Genomic DNA, 17,914 nt, shown 5'->3' on the forward strand with positions numbered 1-17,914 from the left:
TCTGATGGCTATTCGACAGTTTCTCGACGGAGTGGAACACCACTTCGAAAAGGGCGGCAAATATGAGCGCTGGTATGCGCTCTATGAAGCCGTGGATACGATCTTCTACACGCCTGGCAAAGTGACGTCGACGACCTCCCATGTACGCGACGGTATCGACCTTAAGCGCATCATGATCACGGTGTGGGCCTGTACGTTCCCGGCCATGTTCTTCGGTATGTGGAACATCGGCTACCAGGCCAACAGCTTCTTGGCCGCCAGTCCTGATGCGGTGATGGGCGACGGCGCCTTGCGCTCGGCCTTCATTGCCGCTCTTGCGGGCAATGACCCCGGTAGCATCTGGGATAACATGGTGTACGGCTTCGCCTACTTCGTCCCGATCTATGCTGTGACGTTCATCGTAGGCGGTTTCTGGGAAGTGCTGTTCGCTACCGTGCGTCGCCATGAGGTGAACGAGGGGTTCTTCGTCACCTCAATCCTGTTCGCTTTGATCTGTCCGCCTACCATCCCGCTCTGGCAAGTAGCCCTAGGCATCACCTTTGGTATTGTGATCGGTAAGGAAGTCTTTGGCGGTACCGGCAAGAACTTCCTTAACCCGGCCCTTACCGGCCGTGCCTTCCTGTACTTTGCCTATCCGGCCCAGATTTCGGGTGATACCGTTTGGACTGCGGTCGATGGGTTCAGTGGCGCGACAGCACTCAGCTGGGCAGCGTCCGGGGGCGTCGAGGCACTTCAGGAACAGATCGGCTGGATGTCTGCTTTTTTCGGGTCAATTCAGGGCTCTATGGGCGAAACCTCAACGCTGGCGGTACTGGCGGGGGGCATTCTCCTTCTGATAATGAAGATCGCCTCGTACCGGATCGTCGGCGGCGTGATGCTGGGCATGATAGGCACGGCCCTTCTGCTTAACACGGTAGGTTCGGAAACCAATCCCATGTTTGATGTGCCTGCACACTGGCACCTGGTTATGGGCGGGTTCGCGTTTGGCATGGTGTTCATGGCAACGGACCCTGTCTCAGCAGCCATGACCAACACCGGTAAATGGTGCTTCGGAATCCTGGTCGGCCTGATGACTGTCCTGATCCGGGTTGTTAACCCGGCCTTCCCGGAAGGCATCATGCTGGCAATCCTGTTCGCGAACCTCTTTGCGCCTCTGATGGACCACTATGTGGTCCAGGCCAATATCAAACGGAGACTCGCCCGTGGCTAAGAAACCTAAAGATACTGTTTCCAGGACTCTTGGCGTCGCTCTGGCCCTGTGCGTGGTCTGCTCTGTCGTGGTCTCGGCAGCGGCTGTAATGCTGCGCCCGGCCCAGATCACCAACCAGAGCCTGGACATCAAGAGCAATATTCTTGCAGCATCAGGCATGCTGGAGCCTGGCATGGGAGCCGAAGCCATTGAGGATCGCTTCCAGGAGTTTGAAGTCCGTCTGGTCGATCTTGAAACCGGTGAATACGTCAACCCGGACGCTGTCGGTGTGAGTGACATAATGAAGTATGATCAGTACCGGGCTGCCTCCAACCCCGAAATATCGATCAATCTGCCTACCAAGGAAGATATGGCTGGCATCAAGCGGCGTGCGAAGGTCGCCAAGATCTATATTCTGCGGGAAAATGACGAACTCAAGCGAGTTGTGCTTCCTATCCATGGTTACGGTCTGTGGTCCACCCTCTATGGTTTCATGTCACTTGAAGGTGACGCCAACACCATTGAGGGAATTGGCTTCTACGACCATGCTGAAACTCCGGGGCTGGGTGGAGAAGTGGACAACCCCCGCTGGAAGTCACAATGGCAGGGTAAAGAGCTTTATGACGAAGGCAGCGATGAGCCGCAGATCCGTCTGGTCAAGGGTGGCGTGAGCTCAGATGCCCAGGACAAAGAGCATAAAATCGATGCTCTCTCCGGCGCTACACTGACCAGCCGTGGTGTGGAAAAGCTGGTGAACTACTGGATGGGTGAGCGCGGCTTTGCCCCTTACCTGAACAAACTTCGCCAAGGGGATGCTTGATCATGGCCGAAACTTCAGCCAAGCAGGTTCTTTTTGAACCGGTCTTTAATAATAATCCCATCGCCCTCCAGATACTGGGTATCTGTTCGGCGCTGGCTGTAACCACCAGCCTGAGTGTGACGCTGGTTATGTGTGCTTCGGTTATTGCCGTTACCGCGTTCTCCAACCTGGCGGTGTCGCTGGTGCGGATGCAGATCCCTAACAGCATCCGGATCATCGTCCAGATGACCATCATTGCCTCGCTGGTTATTGTGGTCGATCAGGTGCTCAAGGCCTACGCCTACGAAATCAGCAAGCAGCTGTCGGTATTCGTGGGTTTGATCATTACCAACTGCATCGTTATGGGCCGCGCCGAGGGTTTTGCCATGAACAATGGTCCCTGGCTGAGCTTCCTGGACGGCATCGGTAACGGCCTGGGCTATTCGGTACTGCTCCTGATCGTGGCGTTCTGCCGGGAGCTGATCGGGGCCGGGTCTCTGATGGGTTACACGCTCATGCCTCTGGTAAACGAGGGTGGCTGGTATGTTCCGAACGGGCTGCTGCTCTTGCCGCCCAGTGCGTTCTTCATTATTGGTCTTCTCATTTGGGGCCTGCGGGCCTGGAAGCCGGAACAGGTCGAGGCACCGGATTACAAGATGTCCCGTCATAAAGTGAAGGAGGCCTTCTGATGGAGCATTATATCAGCCTGATCATAAAGGCCATCTTCGTAGAAAACATGGCGTTGGCCTTCTTCCTGGGGATGTGTACCTTCCTGGCGATCTCCAAGAAGGTTGAGGCTGCGTTTGGTCTCGGTATCGCCGTTGTCGTGGTGCTTACCCTGACGGTGCCGGTCAACAACCTGATCTACAATGAGATACTGAGAGACGGCGCGCTCGCATGGGCGGGACTGCCGGATGTTGACCTGAGTTTTCTCGGCCTTCTGACCTATATCGGCGTGATCGCGGCCATGGTTCAGATCATGGAAATGGTACTGGATAAGTATGTCCCGGCACTGTACGCAGCGCTTGGGGTTTTCCTGCCACTGATCACGGTGAACTGCGCCATCCTCGGTGCCTCATTGTTCATGGTAGAGCGGGACTATACCTTCGGTGAAAGCGTTGTCTATGGTTTTGGCGCCGGTGTTGGCTGGGCGCTGGCTATCGTCGCCCTGGCCGGTATCCGGGAGAAACTCAAGTACAGCGATGTGCCTGAAGGTCTGCGGGGGCTGGGGATCACGTTTATAACCGTGGGTCTGATGTCATTGGGCTTCATGTCATTTTCCGGCATTTCCCTGTAACCGAAACCATGATGTTGGATTTAACGAAAAGGCGAGACCATGAATATTGAAATTATTCTCGGCGTGGTCATGTTCACCGTTATCGTGCTGTCGCTGGTGGCGATCATCCTCGCGGCCCGCTCGAAACTGGTAAGCACCGGTAATGTGAAGATCGAGATAAATGACGATCCAGAGCATACCCTGACTACCGAAGCCGGCAGTAAACTTCTGGGAACGCTCGCAGCTAACGGCATCTTCCTGTCGTCTGCCTGCGGCGGCGGTGGTACCTGTGCCCAGTGTAAGTGCAAGGTGCTTGAAGGTGGCGGTTCCATGATCCCGACCGAGAGAACTCACTTTACCAACCGTGAAGAGCGCGAAGGCTGGCGTCTTTCGTGCCAGGTGCCTGTTAAGCAGGACATGAAAGTGGAGGTTCCGGAAGAGTTCTTCGGTGTGAAGAAGTGGGAATGTACTGTGGAATCCAACCACAACGTTGCCACCTTTATAAAGGAACTGGTTCTGAAACTGCCGGAAGGCGAAGAGGTAGATTTCCGTGCCGGTGGCTATGTTCAACTTGAATGTCCTCCCTACGATATCGATTTCAAGGATTTCGATGTTGAGGAAGAATTCCGGGAAGACTGGGACAAGCATGACATCTGGCGCTACAAAGGTGTGAACAGGGAAGAGGTGATTCGTGCCTATTCCATGGCGAACTACCCGGAAGAAAAGGGCGTTCTCAAGTTCAACATCCGTATCGCGACGCCACCTCCGGGGACTGACCACCCGCCAGGGCTGATGTCGACCTATGTCTTCAACCTGAAGCCGGGCGACAAGATTACCGTGTTCGGTCCCTTTGGTGAATTCTTTGCCAAGAAAACCGAGGCTGAAATGGTCTTTATCGGTGGTGGTGCCGGCATGGCGCCCATGCGCTCACACATCTTTGACCAGCTAAAACGTCTAAACTCAAAGCGCAAGATCAGCTTCTGGTACGGCGCCAGAAGCGTGCGAGAGATGTTCTACGTTGAGGACTTTGATGGCCTCGCAGAGGAAAACGACAATTTCGAGTGGCACGTAGCGCTTTCGGATCCACAGCCCAACGACAACTGGGAGGGGCCGACAGGCTTTATTCACAATGTCCTGTACGAGAAATATCTCAAGGACCACCCGGCCCCCGAGGATTGTGAATTCTATATGTGCGGGCCACCAATCATGAATGCGTCTGTGATCAAGATGCTGAAGGATATGGGCGTTGAGGATGACAATATCATGCTGGATGACTTTGGAGGCTAGAACCCGGTAATGACTGCCAGCAGAACCCGGCCCGCCCTGATTGCGATGGTTTTTGCCCTCGCAGTTTTGGCGGGCTGTTCTTTTGAACCCGAGGCCAAGGTCTGGGAAATCAGCGGGCCGGTTTTCGGTACCCGCTATAGTATCAACGTAGTATTGACCGACGACCCTGAGCGGCTTGAAACTCTGGCCGATGGAGTGACATCGGTTCTGGAAGAGGTTGACGCCTCCATGTCTACCTGGCGGGCGGATTCTGAACTCTCTCAGTTCAATTCGGTCCAAGACCAGAACAAATGGTTTCCCCTGTCTGAACCCCTATACCGGGTGTTGTCCGAATCAGAACGCATATCCGAGCTAAGTGGAGGTGCTTTTGATATCACGATTGGTCCTGTCGTCAACCTATGGGGTTTTGGGCCGGAAGCACGCCCTGAGCAGGCGCCTGATGAGGAGACGCTGGCCCAGAGGCTTTCGTTGGTCGGTTACGAAAAGCTGACCTTAAGACAGGATCCACCAGCGGTAAAAGCGTCTCATCAGCAGTACCTGGACCTCTCAGCCATCGCCAAGGGGTTTGCAGTGGATGCCGTTGCAGAGTATCTGGTGCAGCAGGGTGTGGACGGCTTTCTGGTGGAGATCGGTGGTGAGGTCCGGGCCCAAGGCCGCAAACCCGGTGATCAGCCCTGGCGTCTGGCCATAGAAGAACCGGTGGAGGATCAGCGTCAGGTCAACCGGGTGGTGGTGCTGGAGGGGAAGTCCATGGCGACTTCCGGAGATTACCGTAATTACTACGAGGCCGATGGCGTTCGGTACTCTCACACCATTGATCCGGCGGATGGTAAGCCAATAGATCACCGATTGGCGTCAGTCACAGTCATTGCCGACAATTGTATGCGCGCCGATGGCTTGGCCACCGCTTTCAACGTCCTGGGGTATGAGCGCGCAATGGCGCTGGCAACCCGGGAAAACGTAGCAGCCTATTTTATTGTACGAGGCGAAACCGGCTTCGAAACACACCATACGCCGGCCTTTTCGTCTTATCTGGTTGATTAAGGGGGACTTATGGGTACCTTTCTTTTGGTTTTGATGATTGTAGGATTTTTGCTTTTCGCCATGTCCATCGGCGTTATCCTCGGACGCAAGCCGATCAGCGGTACCTGCGGCGGCATTGGCGCATTGGGCATGGGGCAGGCTTGTGATATCTGTGGAGGAAACAGCAAGAAGTGTGAAGAAGAAAACGACCGTGTGGCTCGTGAGTCCGCACCTGACCTGGCCTATAACGCCATGGAGGAGAAGCGGTCGTAATAACAATTCCACGACGTAGATAAGGAGTCACTGCGAGCATGGCAGAACATCATTACGACGTCGTCGTTATCGGCGCTGGTCCTTCCGGAGAAGGCGCAGCCATGAATGCGACGAAAAGCGGTAAACGGGTCGCAGTCATAGAGGACAAGCAGACAGTCGGAGGAAACTGTACCCATTGGGGCACCATCCCTTCCAAAGCTCTACGGCACTCGGTCAAGCAGATCATAACGTTCAATACCAACGTCATGTTCCGGGACATAGGCGAGCCCCGCTGGTTTTCGTTCCCCAGGGTATTGCAGAACGCCCAGAAGGTTATCGGTAAACAGGTAAAGCTGCGTACCCAGTTCTATTCCCGCAACCGGGTAGACCTTATAACCGGTGAGGCCTCATTTCTTGACGCCAACCGAATACAGGTCAAAGGCAGCAAGGGCGATGAAATTCTTCATACCAAGAATGTCGTCATTGCAACCGGTTCCCGGCCTTACCTGCCACCTGACGTGAATTTCAGACATCGCCGCATTTATAACAGCGATACCATTCTGAACCTGTCCCACACGCCCCGAACGTTGATCATTTATGGGGCCGGGGTAATCGGTAGCGAGTATGCGTCGATTTTTGCAGGCCTTGGTGTCAAGGTGGACCTGATCAACCCCACTAGCCGTCTTCTGTCTTTTCTGGACGACGAGATTTCAGATGCTCTGAGCTACCACCTGAGAAACAACGGGGTACTGATCCGTCACAACGAAGAGTATGAAACCGTTGATGGTGATGATCAGGGCGTTGTGCTTTCACTGAAGTCCGGCAAGAAAATCCGCGCGGATGCGTTTCTCTGGTGTAATGGCAGGACCGGTAATACGGATCGCCTCGCCCTGGAAAATGTCGGCCTGGTACCCAACGGCCGGGGCCAGCTCTCGGTAGACGACCACTACCGCACGGAAATCCCCAACATATACGCAGCGGGCGATGTCATCGGTTGGCCCAGCCTGGCGAGTGCCGCCTATGATCAGGGTCGCTCTGCCTCTTCAGACATCGTGAAGGACGACCATTTCCGCTATGTGTCGGATGTTCCCACTGGTATATATACCATCCCTGAAATCAGTTCCGTTGGCAGGAATGAGCGTGAGCTGACGGAAGCCAGGGTTCCATACGAGGTGGGACAAGCGTTTTTCAAGGATTTGGCGCGAGCGCAGATAACTGGCGATGCCGTGGGTATGCTCAAAATCCTCTTTCACAGGGAAACACGTGAGCTACTGGGAATTCACTGTTTCGGTGATCAGGCGGCGGAAATTGTCCACATCGGCCAGGCCATAATGAATCAGCCCGGTGAGCTGAATTCCCTCAACTATTTCATCAACACGACCTTCAACTATCCCACCATGGCGGAAGCCTACCGGGTAGCTGCACTGAATGGTTTAAACCGGATCTTTTGATTCGGCAGTTACGGCAAAGCTGTGTTGGTGCCCGGGGTCATCTGTATCTGTTGATGGCTGCCGGTTCCTCCCGGTTTCTGCTCTGTTAGGCAGCCTCAGCGTCTTACCTGAGTCCCGGTTGTCAAAGTACATGCGGGTACTGGTCGGAAAATCGGTAATAATGCTGTCCACCCCTTTCTCTTCCAGCTCCAGCATGTCGTGGATACGGTTAACGGTCCAGGTCGAAACGTGGAGATCCCGCTTGTGAGCCGCCTCGACCATAGCTTGAGAGCAGATCCGCCAACTGGCGCAGAGATAGTCGCACTTCAGCCGCACGGCTTGTTTGACCGGGTTAGGGAAACGTCTTTCCGCTACAAAGCCAGTTTTTATCGTACGGTCTCTGCGCTTGGTTTCAAGCAGGAACCAACTGTCCGATGAGGTCACTGCAACACGGTCTTTGAGACCATTCTGCTGGATCAGCTCAGTGAGGCGGTTACACAGAATGTTGAGGCGGCTACGACTGTCGGTCTTGACTTCAAGCTGGAAATGTTCGAAGTCGGGGCATTCGGCAATCACATCGGCCAGAGTTGGAACGCCGGCGGGGCGTGGCCATACAACCGTATTCCGGCGGGCATCCATAGCGGCAAGCTCGACGGCGGTATGTTCCGACACCTTTCCTGTCTTTCCTGTAGTGCGCTCCAGTGTCAGGTCATGGATGACAATAGGAACCCCATCCCCGGACAGCACCAGGTCCAGCTCGAAATGCCTCACTCCATGGCGGTAGGCGTGGCGAAAACTGGCCAGCGTATTTTCCGGCGCTTCCCCTTTGGCGCCTCGGTGTCCGTATACAATCATGCTGGCTGAGGTCCTTCGTCGGTGGTGTACAGGTTCCGACGTTTTTTCCAGGTCTCGTGGCATAACTGAATGTCCGCGAGAAAAGCCGGTAACTCTCTCATATGAAGAGCCTGGGGACCGTCCACAAGGGCTTTCTCAGGCTTGGGATGAAAATCTGCCAGCACCATATTGGCGCCAGCAATCACACCCTGTGCGGTTGCATGAACGACTTCCAGAAGGCCGTCCGGAGCCCGATCACGGGTGCCAACTGAGTGCGATGGGTCTATGCACACCGGCATACGGGTCAAGCGCTTCACCGTCGGCACATGGGCAAAGTCAACCATATTCCGGTGAGGTTGGCCCGCATCTGTTTTCATGCCGCGCAGACAGAAGACCACATTTGCATTGCCTTCACTGGCGAGGTATTCGGCAGCGTTGAGGGACTCATTAAGCGTAATGCCAAATCCTCGCTTCAGCAGGACAGGATAAATCCGCTGACGCCCTATGGATTTGAGAAGCTCAAAGTTCTGCGTATTACGTGTGCCCACCTGTAGCATAACCCCTGTGGGGCGGCCCAGCTTTTCCAGGCAGTTATCTATTTCCTCGATGTGGCTCTCATGGGTGATCTCCATGGCGATCACTTTTATACCGTGCTTGCCGGCGGTCTCGAACACCCAGGGCAGGCACCCTTTACCGTGGCCCTGGAAGGAATAGGGGTTAGTGCGGGGCTTGTAGGCGCCCATGCGGGTACAGTGCTGTCCCTGCTCACTGAGAGCCCGCATCATGATATCGACGTGCTCCTGGTTGTCGACTGCACACAGCCCGGCAAAGATATTGAGATTGTTCTGGTCAAAGGACACACCATTGTAACTGAAGCCATTCTGGCGCAGGTCGTCATGGTGGCGGCCCAGAATCCGGTAATCGTCGGAAATGCGTATGACCCGCTCAACTGCTGGCAGGGCAGCAATCTCGTCTTTGTCCAGAGGCTTGGTCTCTCCCAGCAGGTAGATTTCCGTCAGTTTCTGCTTCGCGCCCTGTATTTCGTGCACCCTCAAGGTGACTCCCGGCAGGTTTTCAAGAAAATGCAGGGTCTCTCGATACGCCTCGCTGTCCAGGGGGGTGTCCGGATGAAGAATTGCAAGCATGATGACTCCTAAAGACAGTCTGGGCGGTCAGGTAAGGGCACCCGATGCAGGTTTAACTGGTGCCTGAAAACCGTCAGGGCGACAGTTGTGCTTCGGCCCGATGACGGCATTGCATATATTCACGATGGTTAAGGTGCAAGAGCTCAGCCATGCGACGAATGAGATGTTCTTCGTACTTGTCTATTCGTCCGTCAGCGAAGGCCACTCGCCAGATACTCTCGAGGATGGCTTCTTTGCCTTCCTGATCAAGCTGCTCGTTGAGCCTGTCAGTGAATTCGTAAATCGATGTGGCATCGTCAGCGTGGGAACGGGCGTCGTCCAGGATCTCCTGGGCTTCCTCGCGAGACACATCGTGGGAGCGGACCGCCGAATCCACAATTGCCTGTAGCTCGCGATCGTCCTCTTCATTGTCGACCCTCGCCAACTGAACCATCAATGCGGTAGCTGCTACCGCCAGTTGATGCCGGTCTGGTTTGGCCCCGGCCCCCTGACGGCTTTCCGGTGAAAACAACTCCTTCAACAACCCGATCATGGTGGCTTCCTAATAGGCTATGTGAGCTTTCAGGCAGCGCTCGACAGCTTGCGTACCTGATTCTCCAAGGCAACTTGGTCAGTTGCGAATTTACGGATGCCTTCAGCAAGTTTCTCGGTGGCCATGGCGTCTTCGTTCGATTCCCAGCGGAACCGGTTTTCGGTCATGGCCGTTGCATGGTCGTTGCTCCGCGCGGTCTCGGGCGATAGCTGCCGGGTTAGAGTCCCGGTATCGTCCTGCAATGACTGCAGCAGGGCAGGGCTGATGGTGAGGCGGTCGCAGCCGGCCAGCATTTCAATCTCACCGGTGTTGCGGAAACTCGCACCCATCACCACGGTGTCATAGTTATTGGTTTTGAAGTAATTATAAATTCGGCTGACAGAGAGTACGCCCGGGTCTTCCGAGGGCGCGAACATGTCCTTGTCGCTATGGGCCAGGTGCCAGTCCAGGATCCGCCCCACAAAAGGGGAGATCAAAAAGGCGCCCGCATCGGCACAGGCTGCGGCCTGAACAAAGGAGAACAGCAGGGTCAGATTACACCGGATGCCCTCTTTCTCCAGCTGGCGTGCCGCCTGGATACCTTCCCAGGTCGAGGCAATCTTGATCAGGACCCGTGATGGGTCAACACCGCGGCTGTCGTAAAGGTCGATCAGGCGGCGGGCCCGACTGAGGGTGGCTTCTGTATCAAACGACAGACGCGCATCCACCTCGGTAGAGACGACCCCGGGAATAAGGTCCAGTATTTTCTGCCCCGCCATAACGGCCAGCAGATCCGTCGCGTAGGCCAATTGCTCGGTCTCGGACGCGCTGAATGTCAGTGAGTCCGCAATGGCGGCATCCAGCATTGGCCGGTAGGCATCGGATGCCGCGGCCTTTAGTAGTAGGGACGGATTGGTCGTTGCGTCTTCAGGCCGCCATTGTGCGATTGCGTCCAGGTCGCCCGTATCGGCAACAACGGTGGTCATGGTTTTAAGTTGGTCTAGCTTGCTGGTCATTTCGTTCGTCGTCCTGATCGATATTGTTTGAATCCAAGGCCTTGGAGTGTCAGCGCTGCGGTTCATCTACAATAACCGCCACCACCGGTCTGAACAAGTTGAAAGCAGCCCAAATGGAGACTCTGAGCGGTTCCATGGCCGGCACTGGAATACTGACTGCCATGCCGGTCATGCCAGTGCCGCAGGCTCCTGCTCATGCTCCGGTACCTTTGCCAGCGCGGCCTCGAGAACGTCCAGGCCAGCGCCGGGCCTGTGGGCGTTTTCGCTGATGTGACGGCGGAACTGCCGGCCACCTTTGCAGCCGTGGAAAAGGCCTAGCAGATGGCGGCTCATGTGCCCAAGAAAAACGCCTCGCCTGAGCTCCGATTCGATGAAGGGGAACATCGCCCGTAGCGCGTCATGGCGGGTTCTGACAGAGGCCTCGTGACCAAAGAACTCGGCGTCGACCGACGCCAGCAGCCACGGGTTATGATAGGCCTCACGCCCGAGCATGACGCCATCGGTGTGGTTCAGGTGCTCGTGGCACTCATCAAGGCTCTTGATGCCGCCGTTGATGATGATTTCGATGTCGGGGTAACGCTTTTTCAGGGCGTATACCCAATCATACTTGAGCGGTGGCACGTCCCGGTTTTCTTTCGGACTGAGGCCCTCGAGAATGGCTATACGGGCGTGAACAATGAACGTGCGGCATCCGACTGCAGCGATTTTTTCCACGAACTCGCACAACTCATCCCAGGATTCATGGCTGTCGATGCCGATACGATGTTTTACGGTGACGGGCAGGCTCGTCTTCTCAGCCATTTCGCTGACACATTCCGCTACGCGATCAGGATAGGCCATCAGGCAGGCCCCGATCATGTTGTTCTGGACCCGGTCACTGGGGCAGCCAACGTTCAGGTTCACTTCACTGAATCCTGCCTGCTCAGCAAGAACGGCGCAGTGGGCCAGGTCCCTGGGATTACTGCCTCCCAACTGAAGAGCCAGCGGATACTCCTGGCTCTGGTGCCTCAGGAAACGCTGGGTATCACCGTGGATCAGGGCACCGGTAGTCACCATCTCGGTATAAAGCAGGGCATGTTGACTGAGACACCGGGCCATGTAGCGGTAATGGGTGGTGGTCCAATCCATCATCGGCGCGACGCAGAAGCGCCGGGAGGGCTCCGGCCGAATATTTTGAGAGGCCCCAGTGATTTTTTCGGAAGTTTCCACAGGCAGTTTACCAATCCTCTATTGCTTGTTTTTCGTCCGTTATGGCGATCTGGGTGCTCCAGAAGTGCCACAGGATACTCATGCTGCAACGCCGTTTTCTTAAGATCGGCGGCATACGGGCGGCGGTTCCGATTGTCCGGATTTAAACGGTCGGCCCTCTGATTTATTCCGTAATTCTATCAGGAAAATGGCCTCTCTAGAGTGTTTGGTTCTGTTTGTCCGGTAGGCAATAGCCGAAGAATCATGGGGCAGTACTCTGGAGCGGGGCACGGCATCCAGTTCCGGTGTCGGCATTAGTCCTGTATCTAGCCTTTTTTCAGTATCTAAGGCAGGCTAGCATCCCTTGATTTCCCTTTATCCACACTCGCAAAGGAACTGCGATGTATTCCTTCTCCAGTCGGACGTTGTCGTCCCTGTTCGTTTGTTTTTTACCTGTCCTGTTTTTGTCGTTTCCGCTGTTCGTGCATTCCGCACCGCCGAAGCTGCTGCTGGCTGAGGTCTATGAGGAGGGTATTGAGCTGGAGCACTACTGGGTTAGTGAAAAGCTTGATGGGGTCAGGGCCTACTGGAACGGGGAGCATTTTCTTTCCAAGCGGGGCCATGAGTATAAAGCTCCCGACTGGTTCACCGAGAGGTTTCCTGGCACGGTTATGGATGGTGAACTCTGGATGGGGCGGGGGCGGTTTGCAGAGCTGTCCGGAGTGGTACGCAAGCAGTCGCCGGTGGACGAAGAATGGCGGGAAGTCCGTTATATGGTCTTTGATCTGCCAGCGAGCAGCCTGCCATTTTCAGGGCGTGTTAAGCAGATGCGGGAGCTTTCAGCGTCGTCAGAGTCATCGTTTCTGAGGATTATTGAACAGCGGCAGGGCGCCTCTCATGCTGAGCTGATGACCCGTTTGGATCAGGTCACGAGTTCTGGTGGCGAAGGTCTGATGCTGCACCGTGGCAATAGCCTGTACCGGGCGGGCAGGTCATCGGATGTGCTCAAGGTCAAGCGCTATGAGGATTCGGAGGCGGTTGTGATCGGGCATACTGAGGGCACCGGCAAGTACGAGGGTATGATGGGCGCGCTGGTGGTTGAGCTGGAGGGAGGCCGCTCTTTCAAGATTGGGACCGGCTTCAGCGATGCCGAGCGAGCGGCGCCACCGCCGATTGGTGCTGTTATCAGCTATAAATTCTATGGCTTGACCTCCACGGGGCTGCCACGATTTGCCAGTTTTTTGCGCATCCGGGATGACGAACCAGGAGACTTATGAGGACCACTTGCACTCAGGGCCACTTTTACTGAGCTTTTGGGCGTAGCTCGACCTGGTCCAGTGCTCTCACTGTTTTTGTGCCATCGCTCGTCCTGAAAATAACCCGGAACTGGTAATCATAATCAAGAATCCTGCAACTACCCTGGGTCGTTTCTTCGCCTGTGCGAAAGCGGTATTCAACGACGGCGCCAGGGGCGTACCGTCGGTCACTGCAAGGCATCCAGCCGTCTCCCTCAGGTTGAGCAAGAAGGCTCATAAGGGCGGTCACATCGGCCTTTGCCTCAAGCCATACCATATCAGAGCTGGCAAACCCGCGTGCCGCCCATTCCCTGAGTCGAAGGTAAAGCCGGGCGACGATCCTGTCAGGCTCAAGGTCGTCCTCCACGGAATTGGATTGCGGTTCACCTGACGGGTTAAAGGGCAGCCCGTGCACTCCGTCATAGTACCCCGACGCATAGTCTGGAAGCCTACCTGACTTTTCAGGACTCGCTTGTCTTGTTCGCGACTCAAGGCGGATCGAATCGCCTGGCTCGAGCTTTCGCCCTGATAGAGCGGTAGCTTCGGTTGTGCATATTCCGTAGGGATAATCGCTCATAACACGCACCCGCTGTCGTTAACACCCTGGCCAGCTCCGTCGAGTTTCCATTTTCAGGAAACGCCACGCCGATGGAGCAACTTTGTGGTTAGGTTACCTGTGAAGTGTTACCGAAAGGCTTCAAGCAATTTTGAAGACCTGATGGGGTCGTCTGAGGGCGGCTCTTTCCGAGACATGGATCCCTCTGAACTAGTTTGCCTGCTATCATTCCTGCTTCGAAACGGACTCAGGGAGTAGGTCGGCATGGGGGTTATGGCGGAAGCTTTGGTACCGATCTTCGGCCTGATTGTGCTCGGCTATCTCTTTCGGCGCTGGCGCTTCCCCGGCGACGGTTTCTGGCCCCAGGCTGAACGCTTGACATACTACGTCCTGTTTCCGGCCATGCTTGTCTACAAGCTCGGCAGTGCCCAGTTGCCGGTGTCGGCTTACGCAGATGTCCTCATACTTGTATCGGCCATGGTCGCCACAATGACGCTGGTGCTGGTCCTGACAAGGTTTGTCCTGCCCTGGCCGGGGCCTCAATACAGCTCGGTTTTCCAGGGGGCTATACGGTTCAACTCCTATGTCGCGCTTGCCGCTGCGGGAGTGCTCCTGGGCAACGAAGGGCTTTCCCTGATGGCCATTGCAGTGGCCGTGATGGTCCCGATGCTGAACCTGATCTGCATCATTATGTTCGCCGTTGTTGCAGGAGATGGACCGGTTCGGTTCAGGCCCGTGCTCAAGGCCATTGCCACCAATCCGTTGATCATAGGCTCTCTTGTTGGTGTGTTCTGGAGTTATTTCCGGCTCGGATTCCACCCGGTTCTGGCTGGCATACTTGAGCCCCTAAGCAATCTTGCGTTGCCCTTGGGCCTGATGACCGTTGGTGCGGGGCTTCAGCTAAAAGCCCTGCGAGGGGCGTCCATGCCTTTTGTGGCCGCGTCTGCCGCAAAATTGATTGGCTTTCCCCTTATGACGGTGGGACTGGCATTCGCTCTTGGCATGGGTGGGTTGATGGTGCAGGTGGCTGTTCTGCTCGCCACTTTGCCTACTGCCTCGTCTGCCTATATTCTGGCCCGCCAGCTGGGGGGCGACGCCCCCCTTATGGCAGCCATCGTAAGTGGCCAGACTCTACTGGCTACCGTGACCGTACCCCTGATGTTATGGCTGCTCTGGTAAGCAGGAGAGCACGGCATCGGCAAGCGCGAACTGAAAATCCACATAACCGCCTGCGTCAGCGCTTATATCTGATGCCAGAGGGTCCCAGGTGCTCATCTGGATCTCAATGTTTTCGGTGATGGAACGCCACCACTTGCGGTTGAATTGGGGTTCGGTCAGCAGACAGGGCTGTTTGGCGTCGGCGAGTTTGCCCTGAACCTCCGCCAGATGTTTCGCGCCGGGTGTGCGTTCGGGGCTGGCTGTCAAAACGCCGGCAATTGACAGTCCGTAGTGCTCGGCAAAGCGGCCAAAGGCGTCGTGATAGGTAAATATAGAGACATCCCTTACAGCAGGGGTATTGAGTCGGTCATGGATGGTCTGTTCGGCTTGGGCGAGCTCTTTAAGAAACCGGTCGAGGTTCTGGTCGAGTGTGGCTTGTTCAACCTTGTTCATGGCTGACAGGCGCTGGTGAATGCGCTCCGCCATCCCGGCAGCTAGCGCCGGGTCGAGCCAGACGTGCGGGTCCTCGCCATCGCCATGGTCATGACCATGGTGGTCATGTTGCCCGGACGAAGGCGAAGGCTCTTCGATGTGACCATCGTGGTCCCCGCTGTGGTCATGCTCCTGCCTGGCCTCGCTGCTGTGGCTCGCCTGATGCCCTTGATCAGGGTGGTCGTTTGCCCGGGCCTTGCTGTCTTCGGCCCAGGTACGGTCGCCGGCAAGGCTAACTGCACGATCTGAAAAATCGTCACCTGCCAGTATCCGGTCGAGAAAGGTTTCCATCTCCGGGCCGACCCAGAAAATAACGTCGGCCTGTTCCAGAGCCTTACGCTCTGATGGCCTCATCTGATAGGTGTGAGGGCTGCCGCCGCCAGGTACCAGTGTGGTTACCCGGGTGTCTTCCGGAGCTATTGCGCGCGCCAGCAGTTCAATGGGTTTGAGGGAAGTCACGATGTGGAGCTCCCCCTGCGACTCTGGCTGGGCATGGGCAGCGGAAACGGCGATGAGCCCCAGGAAGCCATAGAGGGAAGCGCGCGCGAATGTCATGGTAGGAATCCTGTCAGAAAATTAGAATGTTATAGTATTACATTCAAGCTCGAGGTAGAAGCGGGGAGCGCTGTACAATGCGAAAATAGCTTCAGGTCGGTATAATGCCTCGCCTCACATTCACTCGCCGCCAACGCCGGCAACCTCCAACCAGGACGTTTTCATGACCGTACGCACCCGAATTGCGCCATCTCCCACCGGCGACCCCCACGTCGGGACGGCTTATGTAGCGCTGTTCAACTTGTGTTTTGCCCGCCAACACGGTGGCCAGTTTATCCTTCGTATTGAAGATACCGATCAGGCTCGTAGCACCGTTGAGTCGGAGAAGGATATTCTGGATGCCCTGCGCTGGCTGGGCCTTGAGTGGGACGAAGGACCGGATGTGGGGGGCAAGTATGGTCCTTACCGCCAGTCTGAGCGCAAAGATGACTATAGGCAGTACGCTCTGGAGCTGGTGAGCAAGGGCCACGCTTTTTATTGCTTCCGCAGTCCTGAAGAGCTCGACGTAATCAGAGAAGAACGGAAAGCGGCCGGTCTTAACCCAGGCATTAAAGGAGACCTGGAGTTGCCCGACTCCGAAGTCCAGAGCCGGCTGGCAGCGGGCGAGCCCTATGTGATTCGCATGAAAGTGCCGGATGAAGGCGTGTGCCGGATCGATGACCTGCTGCGTGGCACCATCGAGATCGAGTGGACTCAGGTCGACTGCCAGATCCTTCTGAAGTCTGACGGCATGCCCACCTATCACCTGGCGAACGTCGTCGATGACCACCTGATGGCGATCACTCATGTGTTGCGGGGTGAGGAATGGATCAACTCGGCCCCCAAGCATCAGTTGCTGTACCGCTATTTTGACTGGGACATGCCTGTGCTTTGCCACCTGCCGCTACTGCGCAATCCCGACAAGAGCAAGCTGTCCAAGCGCAAGAACCCCACCAGTATCAATTTTTACGAGCGCATGGGGTTTTTGCCGGAGGCAGTGCTCAATTACCTAGGGCGTATGGGATGGTCCATGCCTGATGAGCGGGAAAAGTTCACCCTCGCGGACATGGTGGCCAATTTCGATATCCAGCGGGTGTCGTTGGGTGGACCGATATTCGATGTGGAGAAGCTGCGCTGGCTTAACGGACTTTGGCTGCGGGAAGAGGTCAGTGATGAGGACTTTGCCGCCCGTATGCGGGACTGGTGGTTTAATCCAGAAGCGTTGGCCCAACTGGTACCCCAGATCAAGGGACGAGCCGAGGTATTCAGTGACGTGGCGCCCATGACAGCCTTCATGTTCGCGGGCATGCTGGACCTCAAACCGGATGATTTCTCCCATAATAAACTGGAGGACGGCGACGTCCGCCGGGTACTCCAGTTTACGCTCTGGCGAATGGAGGCCCAGCGCCACTGGAGCAAGGAGAATATCTTTGCTGATGTAAAAGTCCTGGCGAAAGCCCTCGACCTCAAAATGGGGGATTTCATGTTTCCCATCTTCGTCGCTATCGCGGGCACGCCCAACTCCTGGTCCGTGATGGACTCCATGGCGATGCTGGGCCCGGATATGACCCGGGCAAGACTGCGACATGCGCTACAGGTTCTTGGCGGCTTTTCCAAGAAGGAAACCAAGCGGGTAGAGAAGGAGTACGCCGTACTGCCCCTGAGCTGAAGCCGGATCAGAACAGGGGGTTTGGCGGTGATTTTGGCGTTAGGCGAAAAAAAACTGCTGGGCAGGGGTTGACGCATCGCCGACCGATCACTAATATACCGCTCCGTTGATGGGGCCATAGCTCAGCTGGGAGAGCGCGACGCTGGCAGCGTCGAGGTCGACGGTTCGATCCCGTCTGGCTCCACCATTTTTTTAGTGTCCCCTTCGTCTAGTGGCCTAGGACACCGCCCTTTCACGGCGGTAACACCGGTTCGAACCCG

At 55.9% G+C, this 17,914-nt stretch carries 18 protein-coding genes and 1 tRNA gene; 12 read left to right on the top strand and 7 right to left on the bottom strand.

All coding sequences use genetic code 11. From position 1 onward, the window contains the following. Positions 1–4: 4 nt before the first annotated feature. From G7W63_RS16935 to sthA, 8 genes are read left to right on the top strand one after another with little or no spacing between them, the layout of a single operon-like run. Positions 5–1,210 carry an NADH:ubiquinone reductase (Na(+)-transporting) subunit B gene (locus G7W63_RS16935; RefSeq protein WP_166261091.1) on the top strand — a complete coding sequence of 402 codons (1,206 nt, stop codon included), beginning with the start codon at positions 5–7 and terminating at the stop codon, positions 1,208–1,210. Further along, positions 1,203–2,009 carry a Na(+)-translocating NADH-quinone reductase subunit C gene (locus G7W63_RS16940; protein WP_242634466.1) on the top strand — a complete coding sequence of 269 codons (807 nt, stop codon included), beginning with the start codon at positions 1,203–1,205 and terminating at the stop codon, positions 2,007–2,009. The genes G7W63_RS16935 and G7W63_RS16940 overlap by 8 nt, the downstream gene beginning before the upstream one ends. 2 nt (positions 2,010–2,011) lie before the next feature. Beyond that, positions 2,012–2,677 (top strand): NADH:ubiquinone reductase (Na(+)-transporting) subunit D, encoded by a 666-nt coding sequence (locus G7W63_RS16945; protein ID WP_166261097.1) that lies wholly within the window; start codon positions 2,012–2,014, stop codon positions 2,675–2,677. Next, positions 2,677–3,285, top strand: coding sequence for an NADH:ubiquinone reductase (Na(+)-transporting) subunit E (gene nqrE, locus G7W63_RS16950; protein WP_166261100.1), 609 nt, complete (start codon positions 2,677–2,679; stop codon positions 3,283–3,285). The genes G7W63_RS16945 and nqrE overlap by 1 nt, the downstream gene beginning before the upstream one ends. Before the next feature lie 39 nt (positions 3,286–3,324). Beyond that, positions 3,325–4,551, top strand: a complete 1,227-nt coding sequence (gene nqrF / locus G7W63_RS16955; RefSeq protein WP_166261103.1) for an NADH:ubiquinone reductase (Na(+)-transporting) subunit F — start codon at positions 3,325–3,327, stop codon at positions 4,549–4,551. Between the two features lie 9 nt (positions 4,552–4,560). Next, positions 4,561–5,595 carry an FAD:protein FMN transferase gene (locus G7W63_RS16960; RefSeq protein WP_166261106.1) on the top strand — a complete coding sequence of 345 codons (1,035 nt, stop codon included), beginning with the start codon at positions 4,561–4,563 and terminating at the stop codon, positions 5,593–5,595. Positions 5,596–5,604: 9 nt separating this feature from the next. Further along, positions 5,605–5,847, top strand: a complete 243-nt coding sequence (gene nqrM, locus G7W63_RS16965) for a (Na+)-NQR maturation NqrM (RefSeq protein WP_166261109.1) — start codon at positions 5,605–5,607, stop codon at positions 5,845–5,847. Positions 5,848–5,885: 38 nt separating this feature from the next. After that, complete coding sequence (gene sthA, locus G7W63_RS16970; protein ID WP_166261112.1) at positions 5,886–7,277, top strand: Si-specific NAD(P)(+) transhydrogenase; 1,392 nt, start codon at positions 5,886–5,888, stop codon at positions 7,275–7,277. Here the strand turns inward: sthA and G7W63_RS16975 are convergent. The 5 genes from G7W63_RS16975 to dusA all read right to left on the bottom strand — a co-directional run bounded on the left by G7W63_RS16975 (position 7,260) and on the right by dusA (position 11,977). Continuing rightward, a complete protein-coding gene (locus G7W63_RS16975) occupies positions 7,260–8,111 on the bottom strand; it encodes a glycerophosphodiester phosphodiesterase (RefSeq protein WP_166261115.1) in 852 nt (283 codons plus the stop codon). The two genes, sthA and G7W63_RS16975, sit on opposite strands and share 18 nt — an antisense overlap. Further along, complete coding sequence (locus tag G7W63_RS16980; protein WP_166261118.1) at positions 8,108–9,235, bottom strand: 3-deoxy-7-phosphoheptulonate synthase; 1,128 nt, start codon at positions 9,233–9,235, stop codon at positions 8,108–8,110. The genes G7W63_RS16975 and G7W63_RS16980 overlap by 4 nt, the downstream gene beginning before the upstream one ends. Before the next feature lie 73 nt (positions 9,236–9,308). Then, positions 9,309–9,767, bottom strand: coding sequence for a tellurite resistance TerB family protein (locus tag G7W63_RS16985; RefSeq protein WP_166261121.1), 459 nt, complete (start codon positions 9,765–9,767; stop codon positions 9,309–9,311). 29 nt (positions 9,768–9,796) lie between these two features. Next, positions 9,797–10,762 (bottom strand): transaldolase, encoded by a 966-nt coding sequence (tal, locus tag G7W63_RS16990; protein WP_166261124.1) that lies wholly within the window; start codon positions 10,760–10,762, stop codon positions 9,797–9,799. Positions 10,763–10,930: 168 nt separating this feature from the next. Continuing rightward, positions 10,931–11,977, bottom strand: coding sequence for a tRNA dihydrouridine(20/20a) synthase DusA (gene dusA, locus G7W63_RS16995; RefSeq protein WP_166261161.1), 1,047 nt, complete (start codon positions 11,975–11,977; stop codon positions 10,931–10,933). 374 nt (positions 11,978–12,351) lie between these two features. On the opposite strand from dusA, the gene G7W63_RS17000 reads away from it, so the two are divergent. Beyond that, on the top strand, positions 12,352–13,227 hold the full coding sequence (locus G7W63_RS17000; RefSeq protein ID WP_166261127.1) for a DNA ligase: 876 nt from the start codon (positions 12,352–12,354) through the stop codon (positions 13,225–13,227). Between the two features lie 25 nt (positions 13,228–13,252). Here the strand turns inward: G7W63_RS17000 and G7W63_RS17005 are convergent, their stop codons facing one another. Beyond that, positions 13,253–13,822 (bottom strand): hypothetical protein, encoded by a 570-nt coding sequence (locus G7W63_RS17005; protein ID WP_166261129.1) that lies wholly within the window; start codon positions 13,820–13,822, stop codon positions 13,253–13,255. Positions 13,823–14,065: 243 nt separating this feature from the next. Here G7W63_RS17005 and G7W63_RS17010 point away from each other — a divergent pair, with 243 nt between their 5' ends. After that, entirely contained in the window at positions 14,066–14,980 is a 915-nt protein-coding gene (locus tag G7W63_RS17010; RefSeq protein WP_166261131.1) for an AEC family transporter, read from the top strand. On the opposite strand, the gene G7W63_RS17015 is transcribed toward G7W63_RS17010, so the two are convergent. Further along, a complete protein-coding gene (locus G7W63_RS17015) occupies positions 14,963–16,006 on the bottom strand; it encodes a zinc ABC transporter substrate-binding protein (protein ID WP_166261133.1) in 1,044 nt (347 codons plus the stop codon). The two genes, G7W63_RS17010 and G7W63_RS17015, sit on opposite strands and share 18 nt — an antisense overlap. A 163-nt stretch (positions 16,007–16,169) precedes the next feature. Here G7W63_RS17015 and gltX point away from each other — a divergent pair, with 163 nt between their 5' ends. After that, positions 16,170–17,654 (top strand): glutamate--tRNA ligase, encoded by a 1,485-nt coding sequence (gene gltX, locus G7W63_RS17020; RefSeq protein WP_166261135.1) that lies wholly within the window; start codon positions 16,170–16,172, stop codon positions 17,652–17,654. Positions 17,655–17,765: 111 nt separating this feature from the next. Beyond that, positions 17,766–17,841, top strand: a tRNA-Ala gene (locus tag G7W63_RS17025). Positions 17,842–17,914: the final 73 nt, after the last annotated feature.

Origin of the sequence: Marinobacter salicampi (genome assembly GCF_011074795.1) — a bacterium.
In the GTDB taxonomy this organism is placed as follows: Bacteria; Pseudomonadota; Gammaproteobacteria; order Pseudomonadales; family Oleiphilaceae; genus Marinobacter; species Marinobacter salicampi.